The 23,065-nt window shown below is 69.2% G+C and carries 15 protein-coding genes and 1 riboswitch; of the genes, 12 read left to right on the top strand and 3 right to left on the bottom strand.

Annotated elements, in window-relative coordinates; translation table 11 throughout:
- Positions 1–4: 4 nt before the first annotated feature.
- Both B9S64_RS20460 and B9S64_RS20455 read left to right on the top strand, forming a co-directional pair.
- The gene (locus B9S64_RS20460; protein ID WP_374936113.1) at positions 5–1,276 is read left to right on the top strand and encodes a hypothetical protein; all 1,272 of its coding nucleotides are present in this window, start codon (positions 5–7) and stop codon (positions 1,274–1,276) included.
- Positions 1,277–1,397: 121 nt separating this feature from the next.
- Positions 1,398–3,347, top strand: coding sequence for a DUF5691 domain-containing protein (locus tag B9S64_RS20455; RefSeq protein ID WP_219963722.1), 1,950 nt, complete (start codon positions 1,398–1,400; stop codon positions 3,345–3,347).
- 429 nt (positions 3,348–3,776) lie between these two features.
- On the opposite strand, the gene B9S64_RS20450 is transcribed toward B9S64_RS20455, so the two are convergent.
- Complete coding sequence (locus B9S64_RS20450) at positions 3,777–4,190, bottom strand: cobalamin B12-binding domain-containing protein (protein ID WP_028439176.1); 414 nt, start codon at positions 4,188–4,190, stop codon at positions 3,777–3,779.
- 618 nt (positions 4,191–4,808) lie between these two features.
- On the opposite strand from B9S64_RS20450, the gene B9S64_RS20445 reads away from it, so the two are divergent.
- Positions 4,809–6,578: a M23 family metallopeptidase gene (locus B9S64_RS20445; protein WP_103493953.1), complete on the top strand. Its 1,770-nt coding sequence runs from the start codon at positions 4,809–4,811 to the stop codon at positions 6,576–6,578.
- Between the two features lie 89 nt (positions 6,579–6,667).
- Here B9S64_RS20445 and pcrA read toward each other — a convergent pair whose 3' ends face one another.
- The gene (gene pcrA / locus B9S64_RS20440) at positions 6,668–9,106 is read right to left on the bottom strand and encodes a DNA helicase PcrA (protein ID WP_103493954.1); all 2,439 of its coding nucleotides are present in this window, start codon (positions 9,104–9,106) and stop codon (positions 6,668–6,670) included.
- Between the two features lie 256 nt (positions 9,107–9,362).
- Positions 9,363–9,523, top strand: a riboswitch (cyclic di-AMP (ydaO/yuaA leader).
- Here pcrA and B9S64_RS20435 point away from each other — a divergent pair.
- From B9S64_RS20435 to B9S64_RS20400, 8 genes are all read left to right on the top strand, one after another.
- Positions 9,522–10,703: a C40 family peptidase gene (locus tag B9S64_RS20435; RefSeq protein ID WP_103493955.1), complete on the top strand. Its 1,182-nt coding sequence runs from the start codon at positions 9,522–9,524 to the stop codon at positions 10,701–10,703. (Overlaps the previous riboswitch by 2 nt.)
- A gap of 215 nt (positions 10,704–10,918) precedes the next feature.
- A complete protein-coding gene (locus tag B9S64_RS20430) occupies positions 10,919–11,650 on the top strand; it encodes a TnsA-like heteromeric transposase endonuclease subunit (protein ID WP_103493956.1) in 732 nt (243 codons plus the stop codon).
- Between the two features lie 270 nt (positions 11,651–11,920).
- Positions 11,921–13,078: a Mu transposase C-terminal domain-containing protein gene (locus B9S64_RS20425; RefSeq protein ID WP_103505303.1), complete on the top strand. Its 1,158-nt coding sequence runs from the start codon at positions 11,921–11,923 to the stop codon at positions 13,076–13,078.
- Positions 13,075–14,163, top strand: coding sequence for an AAA family ATPase (locus B9S64_RS20420; protein WP_103493958.1), 1,089 nt, complete (start codon positions 13,075–13,077; stop codon positions 14,161–14,163). The genes B9S64_RS20425 and B9S64_RS20420 overlap by 4 nt, the downstream gene beginning before the upstream one ends.
- Positions 14,160–17,036 (top strand): TniQ family protein, encoded by a 2,877-nt coding sequence (locus B9S64_RS20415; RefSeq protein WP_181012479.1) that lies wholly within the window; start codon positions 14,160–14,162, stop codon positions 17,034–17,036. Before B9S64_RS20420 ends, B9S64_RS20415 begins: the two co-directional genes overlap by 4 nt.
- Before the next feature lie 65 nt (positions 17,037–17,101).
- A protein-coding gene (locus tag B9S64_RS20410; RefSeq protein WP_103494021.1) for an IS5 family transposase occupies positions 17,102–17,910 on the top strand; the annotation gives its coding sequence in 2 pieces (ribosomal slippage) (positions 17,102–17,441 and positions 17,441–17,910; 810 coding nt in all).
- Positions 17,911–18,120: 210 nt separating this feature from the next.
- Positions 18,121–19,587, top strand: coding sequence for an ATP-dependent endonuclease (locus tag B9S64_RS20405; RefSeq protein WP_258038093.1), 1,467 nt, complete (start codon positions 18,121–18,123; stop codon positions 19,585–19,587).
- Positions 19,588–20,367: 780 nt separating this feature from the next.
- A protein-coding gene (locus B9S64_RS20400) for an IS5 family transposase (RefSeq protein WP_374936117.1) occupies positions 20,368–21,158 on the top strand; the annotation gives its coding sequence in 2 pieces (ribosomal slippage) (positions 20,368–20,667 and positions 20,670–21,158; 789 coding nt in all).
- 218 nt (positions 21,159–21,376) lie between these two features.
- On the opposite strand, the gene B9S64_RS20395 is transcribed toward B9S64_RS20400, so the two are convergent.
- Positions 21,377–21,730, bottom strand: coding sequence for a hypothetical protein (locus tag B9S64_RS20395; protein ID WP_103491121.1), 354 nt, complete (start codon positions 21,728–21,730; stop codon positions 21,377–21,379).
- Positions 21,731–21,996: 266 nt separating this feature from the next.
- Here B9S64_RS20395 and B9S64_RS20390 point away from each other — a divergent pair, with 266 nt between their 5' ends.
- Positions 21,997–23,049, top strand: coding sequence for an NlpC/P60 family protein (locus tag B9S64_RS20390; protein WP_103491122.1), 1,053 nt, complete (start codon positions 21,997–21,999; stop codon positions 23,047–23,049).
- The last annotated feature ends 16 nt before the right edge of the window (positions 23,050–23,065 follow it).

Here is a 23,065-nt window from a genome sequence, read left to right as displayed (position 1 = left end):
CACCATGCTGAGATCTCACGGGGGAGAACCCACGCACACCGCCCGCCCGTTGGAGCGCGGGACGGCGGAAGAGGTGCGGACAGGCGTACCTGACCACGCCTCACACGCCGCCGGGGCGGCACGCGGCTCGGCGCGTCAGGGAGCCGGAGCGAGAGCCGCGGCGGGTGGCGGCCCCGTCGATTTGGAGGCGGCCAGGCGGCGCGCGGAGCGTCGTGCCGAGCGGATCACCGGCGGCGCCCTGGAGTTGGAGCAGCGCCTCACCGACCTGCTGCGCGGCGGGATCGCCGCCGCCGACCGCCCGGACCACGGCCTGTGGGAGGAGACGGCGGCCCGCATGGTCGACGCACAGGCCCCGGGCCTCGCCGCGCGGGTGCGGAAGCTGGGGGCGATCACCGCATCGGGCCCCAACTGGCCGGCGCGGCTGCTCGAAGAGTGCGCGTTGCTCCATCTGCTGGACTCCGCCTGGCTCCGGAGAGAGCATCTGCCGGCCCCGTTGGCCGCCACGGTCCGCACACGGGTCGGGCTGACGGCACCCGCCGAGGGGCCGCCTCTCCGCGACCGGTGGCTGGTCCTCGCCCAGCACGACACACCGGACGGCAAGTTGGTGGCCCGGCGCATCTGGCTGTACGGGCAGCAGTCCGGACGCACCACGCTGCTGCTCTCCTTCGGGGCCCCCGGTCGCTCCCCCGCCCCTTCCCTCACGGTGGGCACGACGATCGACGCGGAGGTCACGCGGTATGCGGGCGGCGGGCGGCTGCGGAGCGACCTGGGTGAGCCGTTCGAGACCCTGGCCACCAGGGCCGCACCACCGCGCGGCGGCACGACGGCCGAGGCCACCGCCGCCTACGGACGGGCGCTGCGCGACGATCCCTGGCTGGACACATGGCCGGTCACCCTGCGGGACGCGATACCCGTGCCGTCAGGGGGCGGTTGGCAGCTCGTGGGGACGTCCGACGGCTCCGCCCTGCCGATCACACCCGAGGCGTTGTCCCGCACCGGCCTGTGGAAGCTCGTCGCGCTCGCCGGGGGCCGACCCGTCTCGGTGTTCGGCGAGTGCGGCCACCGGGGCTTCGACCCGCTGGCCGCGTGGCACCCGGGCGAGGGAGACGCTCCCGGACCTGACACGCGCGAACGGGACGGGTCCGAACGAGGCGTGGGCGCCCGCGACATGGGCGATGAGGGCCCGACCGCACGGGGCACCGGCGTGCGGGAGCCCGGCGCGTCGCGTGCGGGCGCACCGGAAGCGGGCAGCTGCCCGATCGTCGCCCTCGTCTGACGCGCCTGTCTGACGCCCCCGTCCGAGGCCCCCGCCTGATGCCCTCTCCCGACGGCCCTCTCCTGACGCCCCATGACCCGGCTGTGACCGACCGCGCTCGACCGACATCGGAGGGCACCACATGTCCGGCACCACGTCCATCGACCCCACCCCGCCCGTCACCTCCGCCCCGTCCAGCCCGTCCGTCACCTCCACCACGCCTACTGCTTCCACCGCACCCACCACCGCCACGTCCTCCGCAACCGCGGCCTCCGCCGCCCCCGAGCCCGGCATGTCGGCGGCAAGCGTCCCGTGGGAGGAGCTGGTCACCTCGGCGCTGCTGGGCACGGACCGGCGACCGCTGCGGACCGGTACGGCGGGCGCCGGCTCGTCGGAGCGCCGCCCGCCGACTCCGGGCCCGCCCACTCCGGGCTCTTCGGCCCCGGGCGCTTCGGCTCCGCGCCCCACGGAGGGTCCGGCGGCGCTTCTGGAGGCGGCCGCGCTGCACACCGTGCGGCGCCGGGCCGGGCTGCTCCCCTCGGTCGGTGCCGCGCTGCCCGTACCGGCACCTCCCGACCTCCGGCCGCCGCTGCCGGAAGCGGCGCGCAGACGGCTCGCGCACCTGCTGGCCGACCGTTCCGCGCCGTCCGGCGGCGGCCGCCGGGGCGCGGCACCCGATCTCACCGAGCTCATCCCGCAATGGCTGGCCCTGGCCGGTGAGCGCGGTTTCCGTGCACCGGCCGAGTTGCTGCCCGCGCTGCTGGACGCGGCCAGGGCCCGCACGGATCTGCGCCCGTACGTGCTGCCTTTCGCGGGGCCGCGCGGGCTCTGGCTGGCGGCGCTGAATCCGGAGTGGAGGTTCGCCCTGCGCGCCTCGACCGGCGCCCGCCTCGTCGCCGCCGACGACCCGGACGCGGTGCGGCGGCTCTGGGAAGAGGGGCTCTTCGCGGAGCGGGTCGCGCTGCTCGGTGCGGTACGGGCGCACGATCCCTCGGCCGGACGGGCCCTGCTCGCCGGGACGTGGTCCGCCGAGCGTGCGGAAGACCGGCTGATGTTCCTCGACGCCCTCCGCGAGGGTCTCGGTGACGTCGACGAGCCCTTCCTGGAGGCGGCGTTGTCGGACCGCAGCCGCAACGTCCGCTCCGTGGCCGCCGAGCTGCTGTCCGCCCTGCCCGCATCGGCACTGGCCCGGCGGATGGCTTCGCGGGCGCTGACGTGTGTGAACGCCGACCGTACGGGCGTAGGGCTGACGGTCGCCGTGGAGGCCCCGCACGAGTGCGACGCCGACATGCAGCGGGACGGCGTGACGCCGGTCCCCCCGTCCGGACGTGGTGAACGCTCGTGGTGGCTGGGCCAGTTGGTGGAAGCCGCTCCGCTCACCGTCTGGCGGGAGCGGTTCGGGGGCCGCACCGCTCAGGAGGTCGTCGCCCTGCCGGTGGCCGACGGCTGGGAGGCCGAACTGCACGCCGCGTGGTGCCGGGCGGCAGTGCGGCAACGGGACCCGGCGTGGGCCAGGGCGCTGCTGGGTGCCCCCTCCATACCTCCGGCGAGCGGCCCCGGCACGGCCTCCCTGTCCGAACGCTCACAACTCCTGGCGATCCTGCCCCCGGCCGAACGGGCGGACTGGGCAGCCGGTTTCGTCGCGGCGCACGGTCTCTCCGAGGCCTTCCAGCTGCTCGGTGTGTGTGCCGTCCCCTGGGCCGGACCGCTCGGCCGTTCGGTGGTCGACGCGCTGGACATCGCGCGCGACGCGGGGAGTTACCCGTGGAGCTTCAGCGGTGTCATGGGTCTGGCCGAGCGTTGCCTCGACCCGGCGGAGGCGGACCGGCTCGAAGTGCTCACCACGACCCAGGACGAGCCGGAAGACGCCTCACCGGGCGCGGGCGGCTACTGGTCGGAGGCGTTCCGGCGCCTGGTCGCCACCCTGCGCCTGCGCGCGGCCATGGACAGGGAGCTGATGGACGACGGCGGGCGACCGTCGCCGGACCCTGATCCGGACCCCGATCCGGAGCCGGACCACGGCGACACGACGCGGCCCCGGCAAGCCCCGAGGCATGGGAACGACCTGCCCGCCCCGGGAGCGTGCGGGTGACCTGACCACTTTCGGAGCGTGCGGGTGGTCTGCCCACCTTCGAGCGTGCGGGTGACCTGCCCGCCTCTGGAACATGCGGGTGGCCCTCCTGCCCGGAGCATGCGGGTGATCCGCCCGCCTCCGCAGCATGTGGGTGACTACCGGCCTCGGGGGTGCCCCACGTTCCAGCCCGCCCCACGACGACGGCGTACCCCACCGCCCCACCCGGCGCATGGGACACCGCACCGACGCACTGCCCGGCACACGGCGCACACGTCTCCGCGTACCGCCGCGTCATGGCGCTCCGCCCGCGACACAGCGCAACACAGCGCGACACAACGCAACGCCCCGTGTACGACGACGCGGGCGCGGGCGCGGGCTGCGGGCATGCGTCGGCCAGGAGCGCCCCGTGGCAGAGGGGGCCGTCGGCCAACCGGGCGGCCGGGCGTCTCAGGCGCCCGCCGGCTGACGGACGTGGGCGTTCACCCAGTCGACGATCGAGGCCGTCGTCGCGCCGGGCGTGAAGATCTCCGCGACGCCCACCGCCTTCAGCGGGGGGATGTCCGCCTCGGGGATGATGCCGCCGCCGAAGACCTTGATGTCCTCCGCGTCGCGCTCCTTCAGCAGCTCGATGACCTTGGCGAACAGCGTGTTGTGCGCGCCCGAGAGGATCGAGAGGCCGATCGCGTCGGCGTCCTCCTGGATCGCGGTGTCCACGATCTGTTCGGGGGTCTGGTGGAGGCCGGTATAGATGACCTCCATACCCGCGTCCCGCAGCGCCCGCGCGATCACCTTCGCCCCGCGGTCATGGCCGTCGAGGCCTGGCTTGGCCACCACCACACGGATCGGACCGGTCACACCCATCAATGCCTCCACATGCGTCTCCCGTGCCTGACGGGCCGGGGATGTGAACGAACGTTATCCACAGCATCCCGCACGGTGCCGTTTCGCGGTGGGCGGGGAGGGGGAAATCACACAGGGACCTGTTCGCCACGCGTCGCTCTCCGCATCCCGCGGCACACCTGCCGATACCTGCCGCACACGTGCCGCACCGGACCGGTGCAGGGAGGCCGCACGAGTTCGTCGTACCACCGCGCCGTCAGCCGCACGGCACGGTGGTGCGACCCCCGGATCCGCCGGGTCCGCCAGAACCGCCACTTCAGCCACCCCTGAACCCCGGCAGCCCCGCGTGAACCCCGGCATCCCCGCGTGAACCCGGCATCCCCGGACGCCGCACCGTGCCCCGGCGCACCCCGGGCATCCGGCCCCAGGCCCAGGAATAGAACAAACATCGAACGTAGGGCCAAGCCTCCGCATCCCGTCCACCAAAAGGCGGCCGATTGCCCGTTTCCTGAGCGGCTGAACCCTGTGGAAGATTGTCGTCGTCGCATACCGCCGGGTACAGTCGCGGCCACTGCTCCCCCTGGGATCCCCCCACCGGACCCCAGCACAGGTCCTGCTGCCGAGGCGAGAGAGAAGTTGGTGAACGACCAGCACCCCCACGCCGGGTATGCCGGATACGACAGCGGCACCACCGGCAGCTACACCACCGATCCGCTCTTCGGAACGCTCCCGGGCCACGGCGACAGCCACGACGACAGTCACAGCACGACGTACGGCAGCGGCTTCAGCGCCGCGTACGGCACACCGGACACCCCGTACGGCGGCTACGGCGACACCACGGGATCGGGGCAACAGCCGCACCCCACCGGCCAGTACGACACCGGCACGCACCACTCCGGCCAGTGGGACAGCGGCCAGTGGGACACCGGGGCCCACCAGCAGGCCGCCCCGTACGAGAGTTACGCCGCCCAAGGCCACCCGCAGCCCCAGCAGAGCTACGACACCACCGCCATCTGGATGCCCGACGTGGGCCTCCCCACCCAGACGGCCACCCCCGACGCGACGGGCCAGTGGGACACCAGCGGCTGGAACACCGCCCCCGCCGACCCGTGGGGCAGCGGGGACACCGGCGCCTTCCCCACCGCCACGTTCGCGGACACGGCGTACGCCACGGGCACGTACACGGCACCGGCCTTCGCCGCGGACGCCTTCGACTCCTCCGCGTACGCGCCGGCCGACACCGGGGCCTGGGACGCCACCGCCTGGAACACCGGCGACACGCCCGAGACCGCGCCATACGCCACCGAACAGACGTCGTATCCGTCGTACGAACACCGGGGCGACTCCCACCAGCCGTACGAAACGGCCGAGTTCAGCACCCACGACTACGCCCGCGAGGCCACCGGACCGCAGACTTCGGCCTCCTCCGCCGGCCCCTCCCCCGCCGACCCCTCGTCCATGACCGGACACGAGTCGTTCACGGACGAACCGTTCACGGACGGGCCGTTCACGAACGCGCGGGGCGAGCACGAGTCCGCCGGGGAGTCGGCCGGGGAGCCCGCCGGTATCCACGACGCGGTCACCGAGCTGGCCGAGGTCATCGAGGTACCCGCGGCCCGTGTCCCCTCCCCCTCGGCCCCGGTGGGGCGTTCGGTCCAGCGCGGGGGCGGCCGCGGACGGCGCCGGACCCCCGCGAAGCGTTCCGCCCTGCTCACCGTCGCCGTGCCCTCCGCCTGTGTGATGAGCGTCGCGGGTATCGCCGCCGCCTCCGTGAGCGGCGTGACGGACGCGGACGAGAAGAAGGACGACACCACGTCCATGGCGGCCGCCGACACCGTCAAGCCGGCCGTCGCCAACAACAAGCTCGACACACAGCTCGCCAACCTCAGTGCCGACGCCGAGAACTTCGCGGACCGCGCCAGCCGCACCCAGGAGCGCATCGACCTGAAGGAGCGTCAGGCCGCGGAGAAGAAGAAGCGGGAGGAGGAGGCCGCCCGCCGTGAGGCGCTGCGCCCCAAGTTCATGCTCCCGGTGAAGCAGCACGGGCTCAGCGCGTCGTACGGCCAGGCGGGCGTGAACTGGATGTCCGTCCACACCGGCATCGACTTCCCCGTCTCGTACGGCACCCCCGTGATGGCGGCGACCGACGGCACCGTGCGCACCCAGTACAACAGCGCCTACGGGAACATGGCGATCGTCACCGCGGCCGACGGCACGGAGACCTGGTACTGCCACCTCAGCACCACCAAGATCCGGGCCGGTTCGGTCAAGGCGGGCGACGTCATCGCCTACTCCGGAAGCTCCGGCAACTCCACCGGCCCGCACCTCCACTTCGAGGTACGCCCCGGTGGCGGCGCGGCGATCGACCCGACGCCCTGGCTCCGCAGCCACGGCGTCAACCCCAACTGAGGCACCGCGAAGTCACCCCCGACTGAGGCATCGCGCGAACGGAAGGGCGGGGGCACCGGCGGTCCGCCGGTGCCCCCGCCCTTAGCCCGTCAGAGCTTCTCGACCGGCGCGTACCGCAGGAGCAGCTTCTTCGGCCGCTCGTCACCGAAGTCGACCGTGGCCTTGGCCTGGTCACCGAAGCCCTCGACCGCCGTCACGGTGCCCAGCCCGAACTGGTCGTGCGTGACCCGGTCCCCCGCCACCAGGGTGACGACCGGCTTCTCCGACGCGCGCCGGGTCGCGAACCCGGACGGGCCGGACTTCGAGCGGGACGAGGACAGCGACGAGGTGATGCCCGAGGTGGGTCCCGCCGGGGCCGCCATCGGGCCCTTGCGCTTCCACTCCAGGTGCTGGTCCGGGATCTCCTCCAGGAACCGGGACGGCGGGTTGTACGAGGGCTGGCCCCAGGCGCTCCGCATCGCCGCCCGCGTCAGGTACAGCCGCTCGCGGGCGCGCGTGATGCCGACGTAGGCGAGCCGGCGCTCCTCCTCCAGCTCCTTGACCTGGCCCAGCGCGCGCATGTGCGGGAAGACGCCGTCCTCCATGCCGGTCAGGAAGACCACGGGGAACTCCAGGCCCTTCGCGGTGTGCAGCGTCATCAGCGTGATGACTCCGGTCCCGTCCGCGTCCTCGTCGGGGATCTGGTCGGAGTCGGCGACGAGCGCGACCTTCTCCAGGAACTCCGCGAGCGTGCCCGAGCCCTCCTCCTCGGCCCGGTCCTGCTCGAACTCCAGGGCCACGGCGGCGAGTTCCTGAAGGTTCTCGACGCGGGTCTCGTCCTGCGGGTCGGTGGACGTCTGGAGTTCGGCGAGATAGCCCGTGCGCTCCAGGACGGCCTCCAGGACGACCGCGGGGCCGGCGCCCGACTCCACGATCGTGCGGAGCTCCTCCATCAGCGTGTTGAACCGCTTCACGGCGTTGGCCGAGCGGGCCGCCATGCCGTACGCCTCGTCCACGCGGCGCAGCGCCTGCGGGAAGGAGATCTTCTCGCGCATCGACAGGGCGTCGATCATCGCCTCGGCCCGGTCCCCGATGCCGCGCTTGGGCACGTTGAGAATGCGGCGCAGCGGGACGGTGTCCTCGGGGTTGGCGAGGACCCGCAGATAGGCCAGGACGTCCCTGACCTCCTTGCGCTCGTAGAAGCGGACGCCGCCGACGACCTTGTACGGCAGGCCGACCCGGATGAAGATCTCTTCGAAGACACGGGACTGGGCGTTCGTCCGGTAGAAGACCGCGACGTCGCCGGCCTTCGCCTCCCCGGCGTCCGTCAGCCGGTCGATCTCCTCGGCGACGAACTGCGCCTCGTCGTGCTCGGTGTCGGCCACGTACCCGGTGATCCGGGTGCCGGCGCCGGCCTTCGTCCAGAGGTTCTTGGGGCGGCGGCTCTCGTTGCGCTCGATGACGGCGTTGGCCGCGGACAGGATCGTCTGCGTGGAGCGGTAGTTCTGCTCCAGCATGATCGTCGTGGCGTCCGGGTAGTCCTCCTCGAACTGGAGGATGTTGCGGATCGTCGCGCCCCGGAAGGCGTAGATCGACTGGTCCGCGTCACCGACGACACACAGCTCACCGGGGGCGTCGGCCTCTCCGGACGGGCCGACCAGCTCGCGCACCAGGGTGTACTGGGCGTGGTTGGTGTCCTGGTACTCGTCGACCAGGACGTGCCGGAAGCGGCGGCGGTAGTGCTCGGCGACATCGGGGAACGCCTGGAGCAGGTGCACCGTCGTCATGATGATGTCGTCGAAGTCGAGGGCGTTGGCCTCGCGCAGCCGTGCCTGGTAGAGCGCGTACGCCTGGGCCAGCGTCTTCTCGAAACCGTCCGACGCCTGCCCGGCGAACGTCTCCTCGTCGATCAGCTCGTTCTTGAGGTTGGAGACCTTCGCGGTGAACGACTTCGGCGGGTAGCGCTTCGGGTCGAGGTCCAGGTCGCGGCAGACCAGGGCCATCAGGCGCTTGGAGTCGGCCGCGTCGTAGATGGAGAACGACGAGGTGAAGCCGAGGAGCTTGGACTCGCGGCGCAGGATCCGCACGCAGGCGCTGTGGAACGTCATGACCCACATGGCGTTGGCGCGCGGGCCGACGAGCTCCTCGACGCGCTCCTTCATCTCGCCGGCGGCCTTGTTGGTGAAGGTGATCGCGAGGATCTGCCCCGGATGCACCCCTCGCTCGGCCAGCAGGTGGGCGATCCGGTGGGTCAGCACCCGGGTCTTCCCGGAGCCGGCACCGGCCACGATGAGCAGGGGGGAACCGGCGTGCACGACGGCGGCGCGCTGCTCGGTGTTCAGCCCGTCCAGCAGGGCGGCGGAGTCGATGACGGGCCGCGGGGCGCCGTCGCGGTAGTGCGTCTCGCGCGGCGGCGGAGGGGTGTCGAAGACATCGCCGAAGAGGCCCTCCGGCACCGCTTCGGGTGCCTGCTCCTCGGGAGGCGGCGGGGGGCCGTCGTCCGCCTGCTGGAGGCCGGCCAGGAAACTGTCGTCAAAGAGGCTGCTCATCGCCTCACGAGTCTAGGCCGACCCACCGACACTACGGAGCGGCATCGGCAGGATGACCCCAACCGGTCACCCACGGCGACGACCAGCATGCGGACCGTACGATTCCGGGGCCGCGAACAGGGCCGGCGACCGCCGTACGGGAAAGGTCACGAAAACGTATCGGGCATATCGAACATCAACCTTCACAGGGACACCACGGTTGGCTAGCGTGCTCGGTCAGGTGACCCGTTCCCCCTCTGAGGCGAACCACGCCACGCGGGCGCCTCCGCCGAATCCGTCCTCCCTCGCGGGAGACCGGAACCGGGGACCCACACGCAGCACCGGGGTGAATCGGTCCGGCCCCATGGGACCGTAGGGCAGCCTTCCGTTCCGCCCGAACCCGACAGCTAACCCGGTAGGCGGTCCACGGAAGGAGATGCCGGCCTTGGCATCGCATCGCAAACCGCGCACCCGCCTGCGCGCCACCACCCCCGCCGTCGGCCTCACCACGGCCGCGCTCGCCTCCGTGACCCTGCTCTCCACGCAGACCGCGACGGCCGCCCCCGCGAAACCGGCACCCACCATCGAGGAAGTGCAGAAGAAGGTCGACGGCCTGTTCCGGCAGGCGGGCACCGCGACGCAGAAGTACAACGAGGCCAAGTCCGCCTCCGCGAAGCAGCGCGACGAGGTGGACGCCCTGCTCAAGGCCGCCGCCGAGCGTGCCGACAAGCTCAACGAGACGCGGCGTGAGCTGGGCCGCTACGCGACGGCGCAGTACCGCGGGGGCTCGATCGCCCCCACGGCCACCTTCTTCCTGGCGGACGACCCGCAGTCGTACTTCGACCAGGACCAGTTGATGAGCCGGATGACCAGCCGGCAGCAGAAGGCGGTCGCCGACTTCCGTACCCAGCAGCGCGAGGCGGCCGCCAAGCGGGTCGAGGCGACGAAGAGCCTCCAGACGCTCACCGAGTCCCAGGCGGAACTGCGCACCAGCAAGCAGGAGGTCCAGGAGAAGCTGTCCGAGGCGCGCTCCCTGCTGTCGAAGCTGACCGCCGAGGAGAAGGCACGCCTCGCGGAGCTGGAGCGGAAGAAGGAGGCGGAGGCGAAGCGGAAGGCCGAGGAACTGGCCCGCCAGCAGGCCGCCGCGAAGGCCGAGGCCGACCGCGCCGCCAAGGAGGCGGCCGCCGGCCAGGGCACCGGCTCGGGCACCGGCTCCGGTACGGGCACGGGGACCGGGACCGGCGGCACCGGCTCGGACGCCGGCTACGCGTCGAAGGCCGAGAAGGTCCTGGCGTTCGCCCGCGCCCAGATCGGCAAGCCGTACGTCTGGGGGGCGACGGGCCCCTCCTCGTACGACTGCTCCGGGCTCACCCAGGCCGCGTGGAAGGAGGCGGGGGTCACCCTGCCCCGCACCACGTGGGACCAGGTCAAGGTCGGAACCCGGGTCGCCACGGCGGACCTGCAACCGGGTGACCTGGTCTTCTTCTACGACGACATCAGCCACGTGGGCATCTATAAGGGCGACGGGATGATGATCCACGCGCCGAAGCCGGGAGCGAACGTCCGCGAGGAGTCGATCTACTACATGCCCATCTACGGGAGCGTGCGCCCGGCGTGACCCGGAGCACGGTTGTAGGGCCGCATTTGAGTTGACCGTTTCTCATCGTTCTGTCCGTGGCTTGTCCGATGGGACAGGGCGATGAGAAGTCCACTCTCACGGGTGGTGTTGGATTCTGTACCCGCTTGTCGCCGCATGGCCGGTGGGCCGTGTTGGGAAGCCTCGGCCGGGGCTGTGATCAATACCCCGCTGGCTTCGTACACCGGGCGGTGGTCATGGCGGTTCCTGTTGAGGTGCGCTATCGGCAGGCGGATGGCGAGTTCGTACAGACGACGCTGGACCGGGTGATCGTCGCAGAGGTGGCAGCCGGGCTGCCGGTGCGGGAATTCCGCTGGTACAAGGGGCGGCGGCATTACTCGGGGTGGTATCACGCGACAACGGGTGACCGTCTGGTTGCTTACGAGAGCCGTCTGGAACTGGCCCGGATCCTGCTGGCGGACTTCGCCCGGGACGTGGGAGGTATCGCCGCTCAGCCTTTCCAGCTGACCGGGGAGGACGGCGTCCGAAGCCGTCGGCACGTTCCGGATCTGTTGCTGACGCACGCTGACGGATTGGTGACGGTGGTTGACGTCAAGCCGCCGGAGCGGGCAAAGGAGACGAAGTTCGTCGAGCAGTTCGCCTGGATGCGCGAGCTGTGCTCACTGCGGGGTTGGGCCTTCGAAGTATGGGTGGGGGCCGACCCGGTCCTCGTGGAGAACGTCCGGTTCCTGGCCGGCTACCGACGGCAGCAGGTCATCGAGTCACGTTTACTGCCAGAGGTGTTGGCGGCAGCGCAAGGACAGCGATGCGTCGGCGGCATTGAGAAGGCGCTGATCGGGCGGCACTCTGGCGACCTGGTCCGGCCGGCCTTGTTACATCTGGTGTGGTCCGGCGCTCTGGCGGCGGATCTTTCACGTCCCTTGAGCACGCACACATCAGTCTGGCTCGCCGAGGAGGCGGGCCGATGAGCGGCAAGGCGGTAACGGTTTTCCCTGGTTCCCGGCTGATCTACTGCGGCGACCTGGTCGAGGTGGTGGAGTTCGATCACCGCGGGGTGACCATCCGCAATACGAGGACCGGCGAGTTCACCGCACTCTCGGTGGGACGTCTCGCGGCGCATACCCAGACGGAAAGCAATGGATTGCCGGACTCTACTGAGGGCGCCGGGCTGTTGCTGGCGTCGCTGACCCGGCCGCAGCGCCCAGGACCTGTTCAGTCGCTGCATCGTCGGGCTGCGGGTGACGGCGGTTTCCACCAAGGCTGTGGATGTCGCGGGAGTGCTGTTCGAGGCGATCGCTCCCCCTCCGGACGGCGCTGGCCAGCAGGTGCTCGGTCCCTATCACGGCGTGCCCCAGCAGGTGGTGTTCACCGAGAAGGACCTGGTGCCGGGCCGGGGGCTGTGTCCGCCGGAGACGCTGATCATCGATCACGGGCGGGCTTTCATGTCGGCCCACGTGATCAGTGTGTGCACCAGGCTGGGGATGTCGATCCAGCCGGCCCAGCCGAAGAAGCCCACCGACAAGCCGACCGTCGAACGCTTCTTCCGCACTCTGCGTGAGGGACTGATCCAGCACCTTCCTGCCTACAAAGGCCCAGACTTGCACAGCCGCGGAGAGAAGGTGGAGGACCAGGCGTTCTTCTACATCCACGAGTTGGAAGACGTGATCCGCGATTGGATCACGGGGGTCTATCACTGTTCCCAGCACGACGGGCTGGTCATCCCTCAGTGGCCAGGCGTGGAACTGTCGCCGCTGGAAATGCTGCAGGCCGGTCTGGCACGGGCCGGACGGCTGCGAATTCTTCCGTCGCCCGACCTCGTCTTCGACTTCCTGCAGGTCAAGCCGCGCACTATCCAGCACTACGGCGTCGAGGTCGACGGGTTGCGTTACAACGGCCCGGCCCTGGACGGCTACCGCAACGAGAAGAGCCCGTACGGCGGCCTGCTCGCCGGTCGGTGGCCGCTCCGTGTGCACCCCGATGACGTGCGGTTCATCTACTTCCAGGATCCAGCCGACGACTCCTGGCACCGGCTGGAATGGGAACACGCACCCGCGCTGAATATGGCGTTCTCCGCCGAGGCGGCGGCTCACGCCCGACGACTGTCACTCCGGAGCGGGCGGCATCTCGACGCCTCCGAGGCTCTGGCCGAGCTCCTCGCCCGTTGGGACCAGGGCATGGTCACCGAACGCCGCATGGCCCTGCGGTTGTCCGCCGAACGAGCCGCGGTCCCACTGCCCCGGCTGTCAGAGGACGAGCCCCGCACACCGGTGAGCTCGGCCCGCCTGCATCTGGTGCCCGAGCGGTCCGTAACCAGCGACCTGGACGAGGAGGACGAGATCTTCGACGCCCCGGACGGGGACGACTTCTACGCGGACGCCTTCGAGGTACTGGAATGAGCACACCAGGACTGTTCAGCCTGTCCCGCAAGGAGGGCTGGAACCAGTACGTCAACACTCCTCCGCGGCAGCGTCCCGAGATGCTCACCCGAGCTCAGCTAGACGCGCTGGGCGAGGACGCCCGTGAGGACTACAACGACCGGCGTCACGACTGGCAGGCGAACTTCGGCATCATCCAGACCCCTCAGCTGGCCTCCCTCCACGAGGAACTGGACCAGATCGTGGCCAGCAACCGGCAGGACGGGGACCGCATCCGCTCGGCGGCGGTCGTCGACGCCCTGCCCGGCCTGGGCAAGACCACCATCGCCAACCTCTACGGCCGCACCTACGACCGCCAGCAGCGCCGCCGCCTCGGAACGGTCACAGCCGAGGGCAACGAGCGTGTCCCGGTCTTCCGGGTCGGGCTGACCTCGAACACCACCCTGCGCACGCTGAACCGGATGATCTGCGAGTTCTACGGGCATCCCGCCACCGACCGGGGCAGCGCGGCAGCCCTGGCCAGCCATGCCCTGGACTGCGTGCTCAGCTGCGACACCCGTCTGGGGATCATCGACGACATCCACTTCATCGACCTCGACCGCAAGGAGGGGCTCGCGGTGAGCAACCATCTGAAGTGGCTCGCCAACGAACTCCCCGTCACATTCGTCTATGTCGGCGTCGGCCTCGCCGAACGCCGCTTCTTCGCCGACGGGCTGACCGGGAAGAACACGGTCCTCGCGCAGACCGCACGCCGCTGGACGCGGCTCGGCGTGGACCCGTTCCACCTCACCTCCGACCAGGGGCGCCAGCACTGGCAGAGCCTGCTCAAGGCATCCGAGCGCCAACTTGTGCTGGCGGAGCACCACCCCGGCATGCTCATCGACCTGGCCGGCTACCTTTTCGAGCGCACCAGCGGCCACATTGGGTCGTACTTCACTCTGCTGATGCGCGGTTGCTACCGGGCCATCCGTGGCAGGACCGAGGCGCTGAACCGCGACCTGCTCGACCAAGTACGGCTCGACGAAGCATCCGAACAGGCCCGCAAGCAACTCGCGGCCGCTCTCGCCCACGGCACTCTGTCCTCCAAGTCCAAGGCGGCGTCGTGATCCTCGGCAGCAATCGCGTCCTGCCACTGCGGGTCCCCATCGCCCCCGGCGAGGGAATCGACAGCTGGCTCGAAGCACTCGCCCGCCGCAACGGGCTCTCCCTTCGAGCACTGCTGACCGACTTCGGCCTACCGACCCCTTCCCTGACCTCCACGCTCTTCACAAGCATCACGTCCTCCCAGCTTCGTGAGCTGGAACGCCGCTGCCAGCTACTCGATCACCAGCTGGACCAGACTCTGCCGGATCCCGTCCTGCCGCCGCGTACACGGCAGGCCCGCGGCTCGCGCTACTGCCCGAACTGTCTGGCCGAGCGCGAGGGACGGTGGAAACTCGCCTGGTGGCTGCCCTGCGTGTTCGCCTGCACCACCCACCGCACGCTGCTGCACGACACGTGTCCCGGCTGCGGCTGCCGGCCACGCCGCCTGCTCCCGGGCCGCACCTGCTCCCATCCGGCAGGAATCTGCATCACCCGCCGCGGTGACGACCCACCCTGCGGCACAGATCTTCGCATCGCGCCAACGAATCGACTCCCCGACACCAGCCCTCTGTTGTCAGCTCAGCGCTGGATCGACGAACTCCTTGCCGATCCCGACATCGCGGCTCCAGCCACGAGCCTGAGCGACCTGGTCCACCTGTCGCGCTGGTTCCTGCATGTCCTGCCTGAGCACGAAATCACCCATCTGGGGACCATCGCCGCGACAGCATGGGCCGAGCGCCCCACCAAGGCCACGCCCGACCGGCTGGCGCCGATGAACGCCCCGCTCACCGCAGTGATCACGCACCACGCCCGTCCGCTGCTGGGCCCTTGCCACGACACCGCCATCCAGCGCATCCAGCAGCTCCGCACACATCAAGGGGCCGCGACAGCGCCCCACCCCGCCGACATGACCATGGAGAACTGGAAGAAGCTCTCACCCCGCATGCGCGGCAGGTTCGTCCACGCGGCCGATGCCCACCTCACCCACCTTGACCGTGTCCGCCTGTACTCGGGCAGTCCCGCAGCCCGCATCCCCGTTCCCGGCGATGCCCCGCACACCTCCCGCTCCCAGCACATCCCACAACTGCTTTGGTCCCACTGGACCTTGCGGTTCCTTCCACCCCAAGGACTCCGGGTCGACCTGTTCCGAGGCACCGCCGCCGCCCTGCTCTTCCTCCCCGGCGCCGGCAGCAGGGACAAGAAGGCCCTCCTCACACCGCTGCACGGTCACCTGCCCAACTACGTCGCACACACACTGCAAGTGATCAGCCACAGCGGCTATGAACAGGTCTTTCCCGCCCTCTGCCGTATCGCCGACTACATCGACGAACACGGCAGCGAGATCAACTACCAACGGCGACGGACCCTCATCCCTGCCGACTTGATCAGCGAGGCCGCATGGCAGGAACTGTGGTTCCGCACCAACACTCATCCCGGCGAAACGAGTACGCCCGCCGCCCCTGGCCGCCTGCTCCAGGCCAGGAGATATCTCTTCCAGCTGCTGACCGGCGCTGACCTCACCGACGCCCGGCACACCCTGGCCTGGAAGAGCCCAGACGACCGCAACCGCTACGTCGACTTCAACGTCTCGCTCTCCCTTCAGCAGAGACAAGCCCTGCTCCAGCACGCCCAGGGGCTGCTCGAAGATCTCGGGATCGATGAACCCGTGACATGGGAGCCGCCCGAAGACTGCTGCCACGGGCTGGTCCTTCCCGGTCCCCGGCTGGACGACATCGATCTCGACGCACTCAAACGACTGGTGATCACCGAAGGACGCAAGCCGTCCGACGCGGCCCGCCTGCTGAACACCACCGTCACACACATCCGACTCGCCCTCGAATACATCGACCATGGCGAGCGGCAATGGGCACGCACTACCCCCACCTCAGCCTGGAAACTGCGAGAGCACGCCCGCGGGGTGCTCACGGCCGCCTTCCTGGAGCGCGAGTACACCAAGAACGGCAAGACACTCACCCGCATCGCCCGGGAAACCGGTATCTCCCGCCACATCGTCGTCGAGCAGGCGAAGGCGATAGGCCTCACCATCTACTACTCGCAACGCCCCATCCCCATGGACGCAACATGGCTGCGCGAGCAGTACCTGACCCGCAAGCGCTCAACATCCGACATCGCCGCCCAACTCGGCACCGAGGACGAAACAGTCCGCCGGCGGTTCCTGCAACTCGGCATCCCCCTACGCCCGCCGGGCGTTCACAGCCACACCGTCATGACCGCCAAGGTCGACAAGAGCATCCCGCGCAACGTCCGAGCAGCCGTCGAGGGCACGCTGCACGGCTGGCTCCGCCTTCACCGCTTCCAGATCGCCATGGCGCTGCCGAGCCTCGAAACCGCAGCCGACTACCTCGGTGCCTGCCGAGGCGCACTGGTCCACCAATTCCAGCGCCTGGAACGCGATCTCGGGCACACGCTGTTCCATCGCGCCGCCTTCAACAAACCCCAACGGCCGACCAGGCACGGCAATGCCCTCCTGCGATCCCTCGCCACCGATCACATCCAGGCGCTGATGCACTCCGCACTCGGCCCCGACCGGATCACCCCCATGCCGGACGCGGCCACTCTGGCCAGAGCCGAAATCCGCCTCACCAGCCGGCGAAGCCCCGGACCGCTCAGGCCTTTCGGAGACGACATCACCGCCGAGCGAATCCGCATCACGAGTTCCACCCTCATCCTGCTGCGCGACCTGCTCGCCCACCAGAACGAAGAGTTCTACGGCGCCCAGATCCATGCGAGAACCGGCATCGACAACGGCACCCTCTATCACCAGCTCAAGAGGATGGAACGAGCGGGCTGGCTCACCAGCCGACACGAAGCCGAAGACTCCTGGCTCGCGCGAGCCCCAGTCGGCTGCGGTCCCGGTCGCCGACGCACTTACTGATCGTTTCAGAATGAGTCTGGCTGCGGGTCTTGTGCTCGGCGATCTTGGTCGGCAGTGTGTCCGGAGTGCGTGCTGATCTTGTTCCTGACGACCTGTGGGAGCGGGTTGCTCCGCTGCTGCCACCTGCTCCTGAACGGCGCCACCGTTACCCCGGACGGTTGCGTGTTCCCGATCGGGCGGCACTCGCCGGCGTCATGTACGTGCTGCGGACCGGTGTCGCCTGGCGCGACGTCCCCGCGGAGGCCGTGGGCTGCTCGGGGGTGACGGCCTGGCGCCGGCTGCGGGACTGGACCGAGGCCGGTGTCTGGCCCCGCATGCACGCCATCCTGCTGAGTGAGCTGCGCCGCGCCGGCCTGCTGGACCTGGACGACTGCGCCGTGGACGGGTCCCATGTCCGGGCTCTCAAAGGGGGGATCACACCGGGCCCTCGCCCGTCGACCGCGCCCGCCCCGGCTCAAAACATCATGTGATCGTCGACCGCCACGGAACTCCGCTGGCCGTCACACTCACCGGCGGCAACCGGCACGACGTCACCCAGCTTCTGCCTCTGCTGGACGCGGTCCCACCGATCCGGGGTCTGCGAGGACGCCCCCGCCGAAAACCCCGGCGTCTGTATGCCGACCGGGGCTACGACTTCGACAAGTACCGCCGCCTGCTGTGGAAGCGCGGCGTTAAACCGGTGATCGCCCGACGCGGTGTCGCCCACGGCTCAGGACTGGGCAAGGTGCGCTGGGTGGTCGAGCGCGCCTTCGCCTGGCTGCACCAGTTCAAACGGCTCCGCATCCGCTACGAGCGACGCGCCGATCTCCACCAGGGCCTGCTCGAACTGGCCTGCAGCCTCATATGCCTCCGCCGCCTGCGAACCTCATTCTGAAACGATCAGTTACTACGCGCTCACACCCGATGGGCTCCGCGCAGCGATGCACGAAGTCCAGCACCACAAACCACGCCGTCGCACAGCTCCATGAGTCTTTCCTCGTTACTCGATGAGTCCTTTTGCCGGATCTGCGACGATGAACCAATAATCAGTCAAGAGACAGACGGGGTAGTGGTGACTGACTACAGGAGCGAAGTCCGACCGAGTGTGATCACCGACTTGGAGACGAAGGCTGCCAAGGAAAACTACGGCAAGTACCTCAAGCGACTGACCTTGCGGAAGCTTCGGGGCTTCACGGACCGAGAGGTCACTTTCGACTTCCCCGTCACCGCCCTGGTCGGACCAAACGGCGGAGGCAAGACAACCGTTCTGGGGGCGGCGGCACTGGCCTACAAGAGCGTCTCGCCAGGACGGTTCTTCGCCAAGAGTGGCAAGTACGACTCCAGCATGCAGAACTGGTCAATCGAGTACGAAATCATCGACAAAGAGCACACACCGCGTCTATCGGTCTCGCGCACCGCCAGCTTCAAGCAACTGAAGTGGAACCGCACCGCTCTTGAACGCGAGGTGCTGGTGTTCGGAGTCGAGCGGACCCTGCCCGCCACTGAGCGGCCCAAGCTCAAGGCCGCCGTCGGGGGATCCTTCGCCGCTGTCCGCGAGGTGACCCTTGCTCCCGAGGTCACGCAGCATGCTGCAAAGATCCTGGCCAAGCCCATCGAGGGGTTCCAGCAGCTCTATGTAGACGCCGCGGAAAGGGTCTCGCTCTTCTCCGGGCTCACCCCTCGGGGGGACGGGTACTCCGAGTTCCACTTCGGTGCCGGCGAGGCGAGCGTCATCCGAATCGTCGCCGAGGTCGAAGCGGCCTCACCCGGGGCCATGATCCTCATCGAAGAAATCGAGAACGGCCTGCACCCGGTGGCCACTCAGCGCATGGTCGAGTACTTGATCGGTGTCGCCCACCGCAAGTCCTGCCAAGTCATCTTCACCACGCACTCCAACGACGCGCTCGCCCCGTTGCCTTCCAAGGCCGTCTGGGCGGCCCTGCAAGGCAACGTGATCCAGGGGAAGCTCGACGTCAAAGCCCTACGGACCATCACCGGACAAATCCAGGCGAAGCTCGCGATCTTCGTCGAGGACGACTTCGCCGAGCTCATGGTTCTCACCGCTCTGCGCAGCCACGGCGGCATCGAGCTGGACGAGGTCAAGGTGCACGCGATGGGAGGCCACGACCCTGCCATCAAAGTCAACACCCATCACAACATCGACCCCACCGCGGTCTATCCGTCGATCTGCATCCTCGACGGCGACCAGGCCGAACGCGTCAATCCGGATAAGGGCATCTTCACGCTTCCTGGATCCAGCTATCCCGAAGCCCATGTGCTGGAACGGGTGTTGGACTCTCTCGACGAGGAAGCAGGTCGGCTCGCGGTGGCCCTCCACCTGGGCCTGCATGCTCAGGAACGAGTGAAGAAGGTAGTGACGGAGCGGGCGCTGACCAACTGGGACCGGCACACGATCTGGGAGCAGATCGGCGGCGACCTGGACTTCACCTCTGGCCACATCGTCAAGAGCGCGTTCCTGACGACCTGGGCCCAAAAGTTTCCAGAGGAGGTCAAGGTTCTCGTCGAGGCGATCGGCGACAAGCTTCCCCGCCGGGACAGCAACCAATCGTGACCCCGTTCGAACTGGTCACTGCTGGCTGTTGAGCCGCCCCAACTGCCGGACAGCCGCCGGTGGCTTTGTTCACGAGAACCGGTTCTCGTGAACAAAGCCACCCAGGAGATTCAAAACCACAGTGCACAAGCGGTCCCGAAAGGATCAAGGGCGCTTGACACGGTTCATCCACCATGGCGCATCTGGCGGCGCGAACGGGTCCTTCACCGTTCGCCTCAGGAACCGTTCATCAAGTGGCTCGATGAGCGCCCGCAGATCCCGAGCCGACCTCGGAGACAGAGCATGAGCAAGTGTTTCCAGGACGCCACGACATCGCTCCGGACCAATGTCCTCGCCTGTCTCGTGGTCGTACCAATTGTCGTACTGCGTCGCCCTCGTATACATCACGCCGCGTCCAGGCTGCCGACAGATCTTCTGCCAGTGCTCCAGAGCTTCGTGGGCGGCGCCAATCCACAGGCGCTGCCGCTCAACGCGAGCAATCTCCGCCAATACGTGGGACGACAAGCCAGCAACCGTGGCTCGACGTTCCCATTGCCGCAAGTGCCGTGGCAGGTCACGACGGACCTGCGAAGGACGCCTACGAGGCATGGGCCTTTCGTGTGTTGGACATGGCGTCCATCATGCCCTCCCTCACGACGCCCGTCATCCCTTTGCGGCGGCAACCAGCGATCTCCGGCAGGACGCCCAAGAGCTCGTAACACGATCTTGTTGAGATGCGCTGGCCAGGCGTGACCGATGTGATGCTTCGGCCGTTCGTGAGGTGTGGGAACTCGACCGTGGATCGTGGACGATGAGTTGTGGGCGCTGATCGAGCCGTTGCTGCCGCCGTGGCCGGAGCGGTCGCCGGGGCCGCGGCCGGTGTCGGACCGGCTCTGTCTGCAGGGCATCCTGTTCGTCCTCTACAACGACATATCCTGGCAACTGCTGCCGCTGGAGCTGGGGTTCGGCTCGGGACAGACCTGCTGGCGCCGCCTGGACCGATGGCAGAAGGCAGGCGTCTTCGACCAACTGCACCGGGTCCTGCTCGCGGAGCTGAACGCGGCCGGCGAACTCGACTGGTCACGGGCGTGCGTGGACGGCTCCCACATTCGCGCGAAAAAGGGGGCGCCGACACCGGTCCGTCGCCGGTCGACCGGCGGAAGACGGGCAGCAAGCACCACCTGATCTGCGACGGCCGCGGCACCCCGCTCAAGGTCATCACCACTGCGGCGAACGTCAACGACGTCACCCAGACCCTCGCCCTGGTCGACGGCATCCCACCCGTCGCGGGCCGCCCCGGCCGGCCCCGCCGCCGACCCGACGCCCTGCTCGGAGACAAGGGCTACGACTCCAACCCGAACCGAGACGCACTGCGGCAACGGCGGATCCTGCCCGTCATCTCCCGCAAGGGATCACCGAACATCAAGGGCATCGGCAAGCTCCGCTACGTCGTCGAGCAGACCTTCGCCCTCCTCCACCACTTCAAACGCCTCGCAGTTCGCTGGGAACGCCGCACCGAACTCCACGACGCCTTCACCTCCCTCGCCTGCAGCCTCATCTGCTTCAGACGCCTCAAGAAGGCCCGATCATGATCGTGTTACGAGCTCCAAGGAATCGGACAGATTGATGAGAAGAATCTCCGGACAGAACGCTGAGAAGGCACCAAGCCTTCCCAGGTCAGCGGCCACCCATCGGACAGGAAGAACGAGAACCTACACACGGCAAGGTAGGAAAAAAGGGGGGCGGGCCACCGGGCCCGCCCCCTTCCGCACTCCGCGCCGTTCCCGCGCCGCACTCCGCGCCGGCGCGCTCAGGTCCAGAGCGTGGCGATGAAGATATTGGCGGCCGTCAGCGCACCGACCGCCGCGAACGCGCCCTTGTCGACCCTCTCCTCGTCCCGCTTCACATAGACGAGCGCCAGGATCACGATGAGGATCAGCAGCTTGACGCCGATCTTGATGTTGTTCACGCTCGCGCCGTCGGCCTGGTTGAGACCGACGAGGGCGACGCCCGTCACGAGCATGGTGAGCGCACCGTGCAGCATCGCGGGCACGAAGCGGGCCGTACCGGCCCCCATGGCCTTCATCTGGGTCAGGAACCCGCCCAGCAGGGAGGCGATGCCGATGATGTGCAGGGCCACGAAGACATGGATGAGTACGTTCATGGCCCGCAGCCTAGCCACGGCCATATCACCACTCTTCAGTCAGGTACGACTTACCTACGAGCATGCTCGCGAGCAGAACGGACTACCGGACTCCGTTTATCCATTGCGGTCATGTTCGATAACCGAAACGTCACACCAGGGCAAATAGCAGTCATTACGACTCCTGCCGGTGTCCCGGGCTTAGCGTCCCTTCCAGGTACCGCCGGAATCCGGCGGGCCCGCCGGCACCTCCCGACGGGCAGTCGAACGGAAGGACCCACGCCCCCGTGGCCGCCCAGCGCAAAGCCGCTCACCGCAAACCCAAGCAGCGCCTGTTCACCGGGCCTGCTGCCCGCACCGCGGCCTCCCTGGCCCTCGCCGGGGCGGCGACCGCCACCGCCTTCGAAGGCGCCGCACAGGCCGAGCCCCAGCTCACCCCGGCACAGGTCAAGGCCAAGGTGGACCGGCTGTACGAGGACGCCGAGATCGCCACCGAGAAGTACAACGGCACCAAGGAGAAGGCCGCCGCCGCGGAGAAGTCCCTCGACGCGCTGCGCGACGAGGCCGCCCGCAGGACCGAACGCCTCAACGCCGCGCGCAACGCCCTCGGTTCCTACGCCACCGCCCAGTACCGCGGCGGCGGCATCGACCCCGCCGTCCGGCTGGCCCTCTCCTCCGACCCGGACCAGTACCTCGCCCGCGCCTCCTACGAGGACCGGGCGCTCGACCGCCAGGCGGGCGCGCTCAACGGCGTACGCCGGCAGATGAGCGAGATCGCCCAACTCCGCGCCCGCGCCGAGAACGAGCTCGACGCCCTCGCCTCCCGCCGGGCCGAGCTGAAGAAGCACAAGGACGCGGTCCGCGCCAAGCTGGCCGACGCCCAGAAGCTCCTGGCCACCCTGGACGCCGGTCAGCGCGCCGCCTACGACCGCTCCACCGGCTCCGCACGCGCCGACCGGAGCGCGCCCCGAGGCCTGGCCGCGGCCCCCAACGCCCGCGCCGCACAGGCCGTCGCGTTCGCGTTCACGGCCCTCGGCAAGCCGTACGTCTGGGGCGCCACCGGCCCCGACTCCTTCGACTGCTCCGGCCTCACCCAGGCCGCCTGGCGCGCGGCGGGCGTCTCCCTGCCCCGCACCACCTACTCCCAGATCGACGCGGGCACCCGCGTCTCCCGTTCCGAACTGGCCCCGGGCGACCTGGTGTTCTTCTACTCCGGCATCTCCCACGTCGGCCTCTACATCGGCGGCGGCCAGATGATCCACGCCCCACGCCCGGGGGCCCCGGTCCGGGTCGCGCCGATCAGCGAAATGCCGTTCGCGGGAGCGACCCGGGTCGCGTAGGCTCCCGGGTCGCCCG

This window comes from Streptomyces sp. SM18 (assembly GCF_002910775.2).
GTDB classification, from domain to species: domain Bacteria; phylum Actinomycetota; class Actinomycetes; order Streptomycetales; family Streptomycetaceae; genus Streptomyces; species Streptomyces halstedii.
The sequence above is the reverse complement of the archived record's forward strand: the minus strand, read 5'-3'. Positions and strand labels throughout refer to the sequence as shown.

Bases quoted from the DNA above. Each gene is read 5' to 3' on its own strand.
- B9S64_RS20435 (WP_103493955.1), top strand. From the start codon at position 9,522: ATGCCGGCCTTGGCATCGCATCGCAAACCGCGCACCCGCCTGCGCGCC.
- B9S64_RS20395 (WP_103491121.1), bottom strand. From the start codon at position 21,730: ATGAACGTACTCATCCATGTCTTCGTGGCCCTGCACATCATCGGCATC.
- B9S64_RS20450 (WP_028439176.1), bottom strand. From the start codon at position 4,190: ATGGGTGTGACCGGTCCGATCCGTGTGGTGGTGGCCAAGCCAGGCCTC.
- B9S64_RS20420 (WP_103493958.1), top strand. From the start codon at position 13,075: ATGAGCACACCAGGACTGTTCAGCCTGTCCCGCAAGGAGGGCTGGAAC.
- B9S64_RS20430 (WP_103493956.1), top strand. From the start codon at position 10,919: ATGGCGGTTCCTGTTGAGGTGCGCTATCGGCAGGCGGATGGCGAGTTC.
- B9S64_RS20460 (WP_374936113.1), top strand. From the start codon at position 5: ATGCTGAGATCTCACGGGGGAGAACCCACGCACACCGCCCGCCCGTTG.
- pcrA (WP_103493954.1), bottom strand. From the start codon at position 9,106: ATGAGCAGCCTCTTTGACGACAGTTTCCTGGCCGGCCTCCAGCAGGCG.
- B9S64_RS20455 (WP_219963722.1), top strand. From the start codon at position 1,398: ATGTCCGGCACCACGTCCATCGACCCCACCCCGCCCGTCACCTCCGCC.